Origin of the sequence: Ignavigranum ruoffiae (genome assembly GCF_023195815.2) — a bacterium.
Classification (GTDB): Bacteria; Bacillota; Bacilli; order Lactobacillales; family Aerococcaceae; genus Ignavigranum; species Ignavigranum ruoffiae.
This window is the reverse complement of the sequence record NZ_CP096206.2, coordinates 611,092-623,608: the sequence shown is the minus strand read 5'-3', so window position 1 is coordinate 623,608 and position 12,517 is coordinate 611,092. Positions and strand designations below refer to the sequence as shown.

Below are 12,517 nucleotides of genomic sequence, written 5' to 3'. Positions count from 1 at the left end.
TATCTTAAAAAAGCGAGAAGCGCGAAGGCTTCCCGCTATGAATAGCTTACTATAAACTTACGAAATATTCTAATGTCTTCACCATATTTGAAGTGAATCCATATTCATTATCATACCAAGATACAGTCTTAACTAATTGTCCATCTTCAGCATCCATAATATTCGTTTGAGTAGCATCAAAGACAGATCCTTGAGGGTGGCCAATAATGTCTCCGGAAACAATTTCATCCTCGGTATAACCAAAGGCTGAGTTCACTTCAGAGAATGCTTTCATCGCTGCATTAATTTCTTCTACGGTGACTTTCTTGTCAAGAACAGAGTAAAGTTCAGTCATTGATCCGGTAATAGTTGGGATACGAACTGCTGTCCCATCAATCTTACCGTTTAATTCAGGAATGACACGACCTACAGCTTTGGCAGCACCGGTAGATGCTGGAATCGCATTGAAGGCACCCGCGCGGTTCTTACGTCCACCAGGAGAGTCTTGTAATTTTTGAGTAGCAGTATAAGCATGGATGGTTGACATTAAACCACGTTTCAAACCAAATTTATCGTTCAAAACTTTAGCCATTGGTGCTAAACAGTTGGTCGTACATGAAGCAGCAGACACAATCTTATCTTCTGGCGTTAAAATATCATGGTTCACTCCATAAACAATGGTCTTTAAATCTCCTTTAGCGGGTGCTGAGATTAAGACTTTCTTCGCTCCAGCTTCCAAGTGAGCAGAGGCAGCATCTTTAGAGGCATAGAACCCAGTACATTCAAGGACGAAATCAATGCCAAGTTCAGCCCATGGTAATTTGCTTGCGTCTTTCTCAGCGAAGGACTTGATGGCTTTACCATCAATGACTAGATCGTCATCTTTAACTTCCACTGAATAAGGGAAACGCCCTTGCGCAGAGTCATATTTTAATAAATAAGCTAAATCATCATTATCGGTCAAATCATTGATTGCTACGACTTCTAATTCTGAACCACTTTCTAAGATACGACGTAAAGCTAAGCGGCCAATCCGTCCAAAACCATTGATTGCTAATTTTGTCATTATTTTTCCTCCTATAATATCTGGGAATCTACCCATTAATAATCTGATTTGCGATACCTTCGTCACATACTAACCAACCGTGCTTAGGGGCCAACTTGTAGAAAGCTTTGACGGCCTCGGCTTTTTTCTTACCTGCCACTACGGTAATTAGTAAAGGAACAGCCTCAATATCTTCTAATTGCATGCCCATGCGTGGATATTTGAAGACCTCCCGCCCGTCTCGATCAAAGAATACACCGAATGCTTCACCCACTGAAGAGCGATCGTGAATTTCAATCTTTTGATCATCGGTTAAATCACGTCGTTCAGCAATTATCTCCGCCGATCCTACACTTAAGATTAAACTATCCGCTCGTTTGGAAAGTTCAACGGCGCGATGAATCGTTGGATCTTTTAACAATACTTGGGAACTTTCTTGTGAGATATTCTCCGGAACAAAAAAAGGAACATACTTGGAGTTGGTTTGTTGAGCCATAATACCGCCAATGGTATTAGACTGAATATCATAGGCTCCACCGAACCCACCCCGTGTCGGCACAAACGTTATATCGTGATCTTGACTTAACTCGGCAGAAAATTCTTTACCAATACGGGCTAAGGTCGAACCACCGGTAACAGCAACAACACATTCTTGACGAGGCAAAAATCTCATTAATATCTCTTGGACCGCCTTACCAAGTTGTTTATAAACATATAAATCTAAATCGCCATCTCCCGGAACGACTCGGCAGTGGTCGATACCCAATAACTTCACCAGTTTCATTTCCATTTCTAGGAATTGCTCCGTCCTAGAATTCATGAGAACCTGTTGTAAGTCCAAACGAGCATCATGACCAAATTTTGTAAGGGTTATGCCTTGTTGGTTGACATCGACTAGACCTTGTTCACGCATGTGATCGATCACTGTTCGTAAAGTACGCTCAGTCATCCCCACACGTTGCGCCACAACTTTGCGCCCGATACGTGTTTCAACCTTATCCAATAACGTTAGAATATTAAAACGCAACAGTAAGGCTTCATTCACCTCAGGAACCAAGGATTGAATTAATGAAAAGACATCCTTCATGATGAACCTCCTCAATAGGACGATACCCGACCAGCGAAAATCGCAACTAGAATGAATTTTCACTCAACCTGTATCATACTATGGTTCAATCATAGCACAAATTGGACAACATTCAACCAATACGCCCGTTTTCAATCATATTGATGGTCGTTTTATGTCCATCTAAACTGATGTATTTTTCTCTGATTGGACTTCACTTGTCCTTAGCTTTCGAGAGGTCTTTATTTCTTGTTTGTCGGTTTTCTAGCTCGCAAACTAGCCAATCTTTATCTTTGTTCAAGTAATTTAGTAGACGTGATCATATCTAAAGATATCCAGAGGAAAAAAGACCGAATATTTACCCAGCAGGGAATCATTCCTGGTTAAGTAAATATTCGGCAATTTTAAGAAACATTTACCAGTAGAGGTCGCTACTATATGAATCTTCCAGTAGTTACTTCTAGCAAAATTCTATCAACATTCAAAAAATGTGAAGACAAGTATAATCAATGATTATTTAATTAAATCAGCATAGTATTCAACCAAACGAATCATATTACAGGTGTAGCCATACTCATTATCATACCAAGCGACTGTCTTAACTAATTGATCACCATCATTATCTACAATCTTGGTTAAAGTAGCATCAAATACAGATCCCGCAGTTGAACCAATAATATCCGAAGATACAATTTGATATTCATTGTATTCGAAAGCTGGATTGCTCGCAGCCTTCATGGCAGCGTTAATTTCTTCGACAGTCACTTCTTTTTCTAGATTAGAATAGAACTCAATAACGGAACCAGTTGCTACTGGAACTCGCATCGCTGTCCCATCAACAATTCCTTCTAATTCAGGAATAACTTTGCCGACTGCCTTGGCTGCACCGGTCTTATAAGGAATAATGTTCATGGCTGCAGCACGACCGCCACGATAAGTTTTGGTTCGTTTATCGAGAACAAATTGAGAAGCGGTGTAAGCATGAATTGTTGACATCACCCCAGAGATTAATCCAAATTGTTCATGAAGTACCTTAGCCATTGGTGCCAGACAGTTGGTTGAACATGAAGCAGAAGAGATGATTCGATCTTCAGGATTAATAATATCTTCATTAATACCGAAAACAATTAATTTAGTGGTTTCATCTTTTGCTGGTGCAGAAATAACGACATGTTTAGCACCGGCATCTATATGAGCTTGGCATTGTTCCGCTTTTAAGAAAATACCCGTACATTCTAAAACGATATCAACATCTAATTCACCCCAAGGGATTTTGGCAGCATCACGTTCGGTATAGACTTTGATGGTTTTGCCATCAATAATCAATTCGCCAGGACGCGCTTCAACTGAATAAGGAACCCGTCCATAGACAGTATCAAACATAAATAGATAAGCTAACTGCTCACTATCCGTAGTTGAATTAATACCCACGATTTCTAAATCCGTATCAATTTCTAAAATACGACGTAAAGCTAACCGTCCGATTCTACCAAAACCATTAATTGCTACTCTTGTTGTCACACTACATCCTCCTATTATTCAATTGAACATACTATATCATAATTTAATGCGTATTAATAGCGTGAAGTATGACGAATTTATATCTTTAACTCATTTTATTAAATATTAATGCCCCTTTAATGAAATAGGACTAATTTCCATAAAATCTCTCGGGATTCCTTATAGAACTTTTCTTAAAAAAATCCACTTGATCTAACGCTCATACTGAATGATCAGCAGAGGCAGTCAAGTGGATCATTAATGGAAGGAGCTTTGCCATTCAAGCGACCTTCCTAGTTAATAATTAATGATGGTTTACATTTAAACGTCTGAATTTAAAGTCAGGCACTCAAACAGCATATCTAAGAAATTTTATTTATTTTTTTCTTTTAGTTTTTTACTGTTTTCCATGATGCCGTCAATCAAACCATATTCCAGAGCTCGTTCAGCTGACATAAAGTTATCCCGATCAGTATCGCGTTCGATCACTTCAATCGGTTGACCGGTCTTATCAGCCAAGATGCGATTTAATTTCTCCCGGGTTTGTAGAATATGACGTGCCGCAATTTCAATTTCGGTAGCTTGACCTTGTGCACCACCTAAAGGTTGGTGAATCATGACTTCAGAGTTTGGCAAAGCCCATCGTTTACCTTTAGTACCGGCCGCGAGGATGACCGAAGCCATGGAAGCAGCCATACCTATCACTATGGTTTGGACATCTGCATTAATAAAATTCATGGTATCATAAATTGCCATCCCAGAGGTCACACTACCACCAGGGGAGTTAATATAAAGATAAATATCCTTTTCAGGATCTTGCGCATCTAAGAATAATAATTGACTAATAATACTATTAGACATGTTATCATCAAAGGGACCACTCAGCATAATAATTCTGTCTTTTAATAAACGTGAATAAATATCGTAGGCTCTTTCGCCCCGAGAAGTTTGTTCAATGACTGTTGGAACTAAGTTCATTCTATTTCCTCCTTTATAGTACTTGTTAAGTATAATCTATAGGTCAAAATAGGTCAAGCAAGACAAACTATCTTAAGTGCCAAATAAATTCAATCAAACAAAGGCTCTCCTTCAATAAGAATCTCGGAATTAAATATTAAAAAACGCCTTTAAAATTGAAGTCAGCATCAGTATAACTTTGCTTAACTTGTTTTAAAGACGTTTGGATATTTTTTCGAACCTTCGCTTTATAAATTAATTAGCTGAAGTCTCGCTCTCTTCCGAACTTTCTTGGCTATCTTCACTCTCTTGACTAGACTCTTCACTACTTTCTTCGTCACTTTCAGAGTCGGCTTCGCTACTATCTTCAGCGGCCTCAGTCGATTCTTCTTGATCTTTATTATCTTTATTCTCTTCACCGGCTTCTTGATCCTTACGAATACCAAAGCTGTGAACTAATTCCACTTTACGCTCTTCATCTTTTGTCAAGTCGCCAGAAACTTGATAAATTTGAATTAATATTTCATCTTTTTTGACAGTATAGACGGCAAAGTTTTGAATCGAAGAATCACGGTTATTCGAATGAGATTCAGCAAAGGCTTCTGATTCACCAGGTTGGTTGGCAAATGCGAATAAGCTAGCCCAGTAATCAAATTGTTCTTGGGTTAACCAGTTTAATTTTGGTCGAACTTTAACTAAATGGTCTAAACCTTCAGAATAGATATCATCATAAAGTTTAGTTCCACCAGTATTTGGCAAGATAAAGATAGTTCCTTGCGGATTATTATAGTATTCAACCCCATCTTCTTCAGTCACATTGGCTACTGCTTCTTCATCAATCACACCGTTTGAGAAATTTTCTTCAGAAGGGACATAATTCAGTGGATAGGTTCTTGAGTTGACATGGTCATGCCCTTGTAAAGCAATATCGACGTCTAATTCGTCAATTTGTTTCATAAATTCGTCACGAACATTTTGAACATCGGTATCTTGAAGTGAATGGTATGAACGCGAGAAGATCGGTTTATGGTAAACCAAGATAATCCATGATGCCCCATTGTCACGCGCTGCCTGAATATCTTCTTTCATCCAAGCCATTTGTTCTTCGCCAATCGCTTTCTCTGCTTCGTTCTTATTATCATTGGTATTCATCACCACAAAGTGAGCTCCATTATAATCGTAAGAATAATAAGATCCACCATCGATGGCATCATTCTCGGCTGGCACATTCATATGTTCATTAAATTTGGTAATCAGTGGATCCCCACCATAAAGTAAGGAATATTCGTCATGGTTCCCCGCTGTAGGAGCTACTGGAACAGAAAGGAATGATTCTTGAGATTGACCCATAATATCAATCCACTCATCCTCGACCTCTGCCGTTTCAATAAAGTCACCCGTGTGGAGAACAAAGTCTGCTTCAGCGGTTTCTAAAGCATTCTTCAAGGTGTCGGCCCCGAATTGAGCTTCGTTACGTACATGTTCGTTCCAATAAGCATTCTGAGTATCCGTATATTGAACGAAAGTAAAGTCCTCACCCGCTTCACCTGAAGTGGTAAATGTGCCGACATCAGACTTCTCACCTGATTCAGAACCTACTTGATAATAATAAGTCGTATTGGCTTCTAATTCGCTGGCAAGGGCCTTATAAGAGTATTCTTTAACCTCACTCAAGCCTAATAAACCAACCGCGTCGCCACCCATCCATTCTTGGCTAGGTTCAATATTTTCATCGGTAAAGTAACCAGTGACTTTCACTTCACCATTCTCTTCGATTGGATTGCCTTCCTCATCATATTCCAATTCAGAGAAGATGAAATAGCCATTCTCATCACGTTCACCATATTTATTATTGACTTCAGTAGCTTCAGCTTCAAAAGTCTTGGCATCTTTCATATCTTCCGAAGTTGAAAGCCAAACTTTGGCATCTTCGAATTTTTCTGAGGTATACCAGTTAAAAGCCATTTGAGACTGAGTATCTCCATTAAAAGAAACGATAATCCGGTTAGGGGTATTGTTCACAGCAACTTCTGCGACAGCGGGTTTCTCATCTAACAACTCATATTCAGCAGCTAAAGTAGAAACAGGGGACAATAATTGCGAAGCCAATAAAGCTCCAACCATCAATCGTTTAAAAGACATCCATCTTCCTCCTAATAATTATTATAAGCCAAAACACTTATAATTTTATTATAAAAGCTGAATGTAAATCCTTAATTAAAATAATGTAAAGAGCAAAGATAAGATTGTAAAATTTATGTAAAGATTACTGCTTATCAGGAAGAATTCTGCCGTTGAAACAGATGTGAACTTGGCTAAAAAACAAAAATCCACTGACTAAGAAGCTGTGCTGCACTTAATCAGTGGATGATGATAATTAATCAACTTGTTCGCCATTATAATGACCACAGTTTGAACATACCCGGTGGCTTAATTTGAATTCACCACAATTTGGACAAGCGTTCATTCCTGGAACCATTAATTTTTTATGCGTACGACGTTTTCTTTTAGCTGCTTTAGATGTTTTACCCTTTGGTACTGCCATGTTTACACCTCCTAATATTCGTGGATCATTGATCTTCGTCTAACATTGTCTTCAAGGCGGCAAAGCGAGGATCGATATGATTCTCCTTGCTTTCCTTAAGCCGAGCCTCATATTGATCTTGAGTTAGGACCTCCCAATCTTTCCCAGATGGAAGTTGATCTGTCTCTTCACCAGGTGCCAGAATGCGATGTGGGATGTTCAGAATAATCGTATCAACGACACTATTATCTAAATCGATATAGTCGTGATCTAAAACTAGCACAGTTTCTTCTGAACTGTCTTCAATCATATCGTAATCGGCTTCCACATAGCGTTCTCGAATTGGGATGGTTAATGACAGCTCTACGGGTGTCAAGCTTCGGCTAGATGGTAATGTCAAGGTTGCTTCTATCGTTCCATGTAAGATATAAGCATCATCAATCACGGACAAGTAGCCATCTACTTTCACTTCTTGAACAGAAATAATCGAATCTTCCTTGGCCATTAAGGCCTGCTCAATCTCCAAAGATTCAGAGAAAGGCAGAATAGCCTCAGGATACTCGCGTATCTCTCTTAGTGTCCATTTCATCTTTCTCACCTCTAAAACGACAAAACCTATTATATTGAATCCCAAAGGTCTTGTCAATATTCTAATGCTAAAGTTCTTCGTATTTATCTAGAGTTGTCAAACATATGTTACAAATATAGAAAACTTCTGATGCTGGCCGAGCCTATCATTCAATCATCTTTTTCCTGGGGACGGTCAAGGAGGAAAGCACCGCGATCCTTGACCGTCCCCAGGAAAAAGATAAACTGGTTAAGGCTAGGACATCGTCGTCTCAAAATATTCTTTAACCACTTCATTCGGGCTTTTAAAGTTTAATTGTTTGCGATGAACGTTATTCCCGCGGTTTATGTAACGTTGATGGGCCGCGATCAACTGGGCTTCTGAATCAAATACACGACCATAAATGCGTTCACTATCTTCTCGATGACTCCGTTCTACAATGCCATTTTGCCATGGAGAGTAAGGTCGGGTGCGTTGATAACGAATCCCTTTCATGGCTAGCACTTCTTCAAATACACTGAGCTGTTGGGTATCATGCATTGAGTTTGTAAATTCTGACCCATTATCGGTTTGAATGGTGTCGATCTTAAAACCAAATTTGTCTTCTAAATCAATGAGAAAGGTCGCCGTATGCGTCACACTTTTTTCGTCAACAATTTTACAGACTCGTTTTCGACTGTATTCGTCGATGGCTGTGATTTGATAATAACGTTTCCCATGGCTATCCCAACGAATACACTGTTGAGGAACATATTTGATATCGATTTGGACCTTTTCACCCGGATATGTGACGAGATGAGGACGCCAGTTTGTTTTCGGATAGGTCTTTTTGACCGGTTTCTCGTTGCGATTCCAACCTCTTAGGCGCACTTGCTTACACATCGAGTCATAGCTTCGGGTGTATCCTTGACGACGGCATTGAACGTATACCTCGGCAAGTCCTTCATGACCATACCGTTGATATTTTTGTTGAATGATTTCAAGTTCTTTAGGACGATGCTGATTCGGATGGGAATGGGGTCGGCGACTCTTTAATCGTAAACTATCCCAACTGCCATCGTAGCGATCCCGCCAACGTTTCACATTCTGGCGGCTCGTATGATATCGTCTAGCGGCCGCTGCATTGTTATTATATTTTATCGCATATTCGACAACTTTTTTCCGATAGCGCATTTCTTCTGTTATAATGAGTTTCATAGGAAGCTCCTTTCACTGTTCTGCTCAAACATAGTGTATCAGAAGCTTCCTATTTTTTTATGTTTTTTTGTCACATATGTATTATCGTCTAACACTAATGCTAAAGTTCTTCGTATTTATAGGGATATCGGCCAATATTTTGTTCTAAGATTGCTGCATTGGCTAATTGATACATGCGGTCTGCTCGATGAACGAGTTGATAACTAGGATATAACTCCTGACGGAGATTACTAAATAAATGTACTGGACTGGTTCGTTTGAAATCCTTCAAGGCGGCCTGACCTTGATGATTATAAGCTAAAATACGTACGACAGGTCGATGTTGATAGAGTTCTTGATAATCTGCCCATTCTTCTTGCTGAATATTCAGTAGAATATTCAACAAGATTCGTTGGATACTTGCTTGAGTCCAGCGCCGCGAAGTCAATCTTTGAATATAGTCTGTCAACTGATTAGCTGAATCTAATTGTTCTATTAGAAGATATTCAATGCCTTCGCGAACTGACTGAATCTTGCTTAGGGCTTGGGCCGTTTTAGTCAATATTTGAACTTTTAAATACTTAAAAAAATCTGAACTATACACCAAGGGCCGATGTTTGAGTTCCTGAATTGTTCGCTCCGGTAATTCATCAGAAGCTAAGCAGCCACCCGCTAAAGATTGACGAATCTGTGAGCCCGACAAAAAATCAGGTTGACGAGGAATGGCCCAGATATCCATAGGAAAATCAAAAGTCTGAATCCATTGATAATACTTCAAAGCGAGGACATGGTTTCCTAAACTTGGATTGAAATTAACGGTGTGTTGATCGTCGAGTTGATCAATCGCAGCCTGCATACTAAAAGCATAGGAATGACCTTGCTGCATGGACCGGCGCACCCATTGATCCAAAGAAGTTTGGTGACTGTTGAGCCAGTCACCCGCCCTTTGAATCTCTTGACTTGAAGCCGATTCAGTGCCAAAAACAAGCTCATCGATGGCCAATTTACCCAACAAGTCGACGCCCCAACGAGCGAAATAGTCGGCGGATTGCATGGAGGCCAATAAGGGGAGCTCCAGCACTAAATCTGCACCCGCCTGCACTGCTAACTGACTCCGCGTCCATTTATCGATAATCGCAAACTCGCCTCGTTGGACCACATTGCCACTCATAGCGATGACGATCAAGGCATCCGGATATTTCCGTCGCACCTGGTTAATTTGGAATTGATGACCATAGTGAAAGGGATTATATTCAGCAATAATGCCAATTTTCTTCATAGGTCACCTACTTCACTGCTTTGATGAACCAACGGTCATGACCGACTTCCAGTTCATCCTCTCCTTGATAAGAGGTTCCTTGTAAATCAATGAAGATTTCAATATTATCTCGAGAAAAGCCAGCCTCAACCAATAAATCCAGATAGGTTTCTAATGGAAAAGTCTGCTCCACAAGATTAACTGAGATTCGCCGATAGTCCTCTTGATGAACCTGATCAAAAACGGTTACCTGATGCACCACTGTTTGTGGATTTAACAGGTTCGATTGCCAGATTAAAGCCGCCTGGTCATCTAAATCAGCATATTCAAAGTCAGCAAACTTACTTAAGCCCGCTAGAGTCCAGACATCAAAGAGCAAGATTCCTTGAGGCGTTAAAGACTGGTAAATTTGACTAAAACTGACTTCAAGATCATCTTGGCCCGGCAAAAAACAAAATGCATCTAAGAAACAAGTAATGAGAGAAAATTGTCGCTTAAGTTGAGTTAACTGACGCATATCTAAACAATAATAGGAAATCGCCGCTTCCGCCGAGGTTAACGAGCGTGCCATGTCAATCATAGCTGAATCATAATCGACTGCTGAGATTTCTTGACAATAGGGCGCTAATCTGCGGGTAAATTCACCATTACCACATGCCAAGTCCAGAACCTTCTTCAACTGATTTTGGCTTTGATCCAAGGTGAACTTCAACCATTCAGGATAAATGTCATTATTATTGAAGCGATGATAAACATGGGCAATCGCCTGAAAAGGATTCTCTATTGGAGCCATTGGGAAATATCCACGCTCGGGGCATCCAGCCAAATTTTTTCTAAATTATAGTGGGCTCGTTCACTATAGTAGAAAACATGCACCACGATTTCATGAATATCGATCAGCACCCAACGACCGCCGCTTTTACCTTCAATATTTTTAATCTCGATTTGATTTTTTTGACATTTTTCAACAATGGCATCCACAATGGCTCCTAGTTGACGTTCATTTGAAGCATCCATTATCACAAAATAATCGGCAATTGGGGTGAGCTGATGGACATCTAACACCAGAATATCCTGAGCTAAACGGTCATCCGCCGCCTTCACAACGATTTCTAATTTCTCCTGAATTTCGATAGTAATTCCTCCATCTAATATTATTTTTTAGTTAACCAATAATTATAAATCCGCACGCTTTTTTCAAAAAGGGGTTGGCGGTCTTTCAATAATCTTCTTAGGGATTCTGCCAATTTCAAAATAAACGTTGCCGTAAGATCTTCTTTAGCAAGTTGACGTGCTTCTTCTACTTGTGGGAAGTCTCGTTGAGGCTCAATATAATCAGCAACCGCAATCAACAAGGCTAAAGTATCCATATGATAAGCGCCAATTGTGTGCGCAGCGATAGCATTCAGAATACTTTGATCCTTGACTCCATATTCCTCGCGGGCAATTTCAGCAGCTGCAAAACCGTGCCAGATATTGCCATTCTCACCACTTAAGTCAACTTCGGGCCAATAGCTTTGGGCATACTTTAACATCGCTTGGTCATCCATATCTTTGGCAAAATCATGAAATAAAGCAGCGATAGAGACTTTCTCCAGGTCCAAATTCAGACCAAGTTGGTCGACCATCTCCAAGGCCTGTTGTTCAACGCGAAGAATATGCTGATATCGTTTGGCAGACACCATGGTTTGTAATTTCTCCATTAATTCAGAGCGTTTAATAGTTACATAGTTATCTGAATAAGTGATTTCGATCATCCTACACCTCCATTGCATAAAGTTGATGTTGAATAATATAAGCTTCGACCGCTGGTGGTACTTGATAGCGAATAGATTGTTCCAGATACACTCGCAGACGAATTTCGGTAGAACTCAAATCGATTAAAGGCGAATCGACCCAAATTACCGGAAAAATAGAATTGAAATTCTCGGTTCCAGGCCGTCTAATACCGACGAACTGAACGAGTTGACTCAATTCCTCCACCCGATGCCAAGTCGGCAAATCCCTCACACTGTCCTCCCCGACAATAAAATAGAAATCTGCTTCTGGGAAAGCTTGGACAAAGTGTTGCATCGTATCTACGGAATAATTAGTGCCTCCTTTATAAACTTCATAGGCCTGCAATTTAAATAAAGGATTATCTTGGATAGCTAATTTAACCATCTCTAAGCGATGGTTTGCTGCGATGGTTTGTTTACCTGGAGCATGAGGGGGTTTCGCTGTCGGCATAAACCAAACTTCATCCAACTCTAATTGCTTGCCCACTTGCTCAGCCATCAATAAATGGCCTAGATGAGGCGGATTAAAGGTACCGCCAAGAATACCAATTCGTTGTCGATGGTGGCTTTGGGGAGCTTGGACCAATTCTTCTAAGACTAAATCAATTTCTTCTTCAACTTTCAGATATAGTGTTTCTCGCGTCCTCACAATCCATCCACCCTTCT

13 protein-coding genes are annotated in these 12,517 nt (G+C 40.0%); all 13 read right to left on the bottom strand.

Translation table 11 applies throughout. The features are described 5' to 3' along the window. Window positions 1–49: 49 nt before the first annotated feature. A complete protein-coding gene (gap, locus tag M0R79_RS02990) occupies window positions 50–1,048 on the bottom strand; it encodes a type I glyceraldehyde-3-phosphate dehydrogenase (protein ID WP_092572540.1) in 999 nt (332 codons plus the stop codon). Between the two features lie 25 nt (window positions 1,049–1,073). After that, window positions 1,074–2,111 carry a sugar-binding transcriptional regulator gene (locus M0R79_RS02985; RefSeq protein ID WP_248416496.1) on the bottom strand — a complete coding sequence of 346 codons (1,038 nt, stop codon included), beginning with the start codon at window positions 2,109–2,111 and terminating at the stop codon, window positions 1,074–1,076. Window positions 2,112–2,603: 492 nt separating this feature from the next. Beyond that, window positions 2,604–3,611 carry a type I glyceraldehyde-3-phosphate dehydrogenase gene (gene gap, locus M0R79_RS02980; RefSeq protein ID WP_248416497.1) on the bottom strand — a complete coding sequence of 336 codons (1,008 nt, stop codon included), beginning with the start codon at window positions 3,609–3,611 and terminating at the stop codon, window positions 2,604–2,606. A gap of 351 nt (window positions 3,612–3,962) precedes the next feature. Then, on the bottom strand, window positions 3,963–4,568 hold the full coding sequence (gene clpP, locus M0R79_RS02975; protein ID WP_092572532.1) for an ATP-dependent Clp endopeptidase proteolytic subunit ClpP: 606 nt from the start codon (window positions 4,566–4,568) through the stop codon (window positions 3,963–3,965). Between the two features lie 234 nt (window positions 4,569–4,802). Beyond that, a complete protein-coding gene (locus M0R79_RS02970; RefSeq protein ID WP_092572531.1) occupies window positions 4,803–6,689 on the bottom strand; it encodes a purple acid phosphatase family protein in 1,887 nt (628 codons plus the stop codon). A gap of 235 nt (window positions 6,690–6,924) precedes the next feature. Beyond that, complete coding sequence (gene rpmF / locus M0R79_RS02965; RefSeq protein ID WP_092572530.1) at window positions 6,925–7,092, bottom strand: 50S ribosomal protein L32; 168 nt, start codon at window positions 7,090–7,092, stop codon at window positions 6,925–6,927. A gap of 25 nt (window positions 7,093–7,117) precedes the next feature. Beyond that, window positions 7,118–7,660 (bottom strand): YceD family protein, encoded by a 543-nt coding sequence (locus M0R79_RS02960; RefSeq protein ID WP_248416498.1) that lies wholly within the window; start codon window positions 7,658–7,660, stop codon window positions 7,118–7,120. 234 nt (window positions 7,661–7,894) lie between these two features. Next, the gene (locus tag M0R79_RS02955; protein WP_248415963.1) at window positions 7,895–8,836 is read right to left on the bottom strand and encodes a DDE-type integrase/transposase/recombinase; all 942 of its coding nucleotides are present in this window, start codon (window positions 8,834–8,836) and stop codon (window positions 7,895–7,897) included. A gap of 100 nt (window positions 8,837–8,936) precedes the next feature. After that, window positions 8,937–10,094, bottom strand: a complete 1,158-nt coding sequence (locus M0R79_RS02950; RefSeq protein ID WP_248416499.1) for a tRNA(Met) cytidine acetate ligase — start codon at window positions 10,092–10,094, stop codon at window positions 8,937–8,939. Between the two features lie 7 nt (window positions 10,095–10,101). Beyond that, a complete protein-coding gene (locus M0R79_RS02945) occupies window positions 10,102–10,866 on the bottom strand; it encodes a class I SAM-dependent DNA methyltransferase (RefSeq protein ID WP_248416500.1) in 765 nt (254 codons plus the stop codon). Further along, entirely contained in the window at window positions 10,854–11,213 is a 360-nt protein-coding gene (gene rsfS / locus M0R79_RS02940; protein ID WP_092572526.1) for a ribosome silencing factor, read from the bottom strand. The genes M0R79_RS02945 and rsfS overlap by 13 nt, the downstream gene beginning before the upstream one ends. A 14-nt stretch (window positions 11,214–11,227) precedes the next feature. Then, entirely contained in the window at window positions 11,228–11,830 is a 603-nt protein-coding gene (yqeK, locus tag M0R79_RS02935) for a bis(5'-nucleosyl)-tetraphosphatase (symmetrical) YqeK (protein WP_248416501.1), read from the bottom strand. A gap of 1 nt (window position 11,831) precedes the next feature. Beyond that, window positions 11,832–12,458, bottom strand: a complete 627-nt coding sequence (locus M0R79_RS02930) for a nicotinate-nucleotide adenylyltransferase (RefSeq protein ID WP_234971705.1) — start codon at window positions 12,456–12,458, stop codon at window positions 11,832–11,834. Between the last annotated feature and the right edge of the window lie 59 nt (window positions 12,459–12,517).

Bases quoted from the DNA above. Each gene is read 5' to 3' on its own strand.
- M0R79_RS02985 (WP_248416496.1), bottom strand. From the start codon at position 2,111: ATGAAGGATGTCTTTTCATTAATTCAATCCTTGGTTCCTGAGGTGAAT.
- M0R79_RS02955 (WP_248415963.1), bottom strand. From the start codon at position 8,836: ATGAAACTCATTATAACAGAAGAAATGCGCTATCGGAAAAAAGTTGTC.
- M0R79_RS02970 (WP_092572531.1), bottom strand. From the start codon at position 6,689: ATGTCTTTTAAACGATTGATGGTTGGAGCTTTATTGGCTTCGCAATTA.
- clpP (WP_092572532.1), bottom strand. From the start codon at position 4,568: ATGAACTTAGTTCCAACAGTCATTGAACAAACTTCTCGGGGCGAAAGA.
- rpmF (WP_092572530.1), bottom strand. From the start codon at position 7,092: ATGGCAGTACCAAAGGGTAAAACATCTAAAGCAGCTAAAAGAAAACGT.
- M0R79_RS02960 (WP_248416498.1), bottom strand. From the start codon at position 7,660: ATGAAATGGACACTAAGAGAGATACGCGAGTATCCTGAGGCTATTCTG.
- yqeK (WP_248416501.1), bottom strand. From the start codon at position 11,830: ATGATCGAAATCACTTATTCAGATAACTATGTAACTATTAAACGCTCT.
- M0R79_RS02950 (WP_248416499.1), bottom strand. From the start codon at position 10,094: ATGAAGAAAATTGGCATTATTGCTGAATATAATCCCTTTCACTATGGT.
- M0R79_RS02945 (WP_248416500.1), bottom strand. From the start codon at position 10,866: ATGGCTCCAATAGAGAATCCTTTTCAGGCGATTGCCCATGTTTATCAT.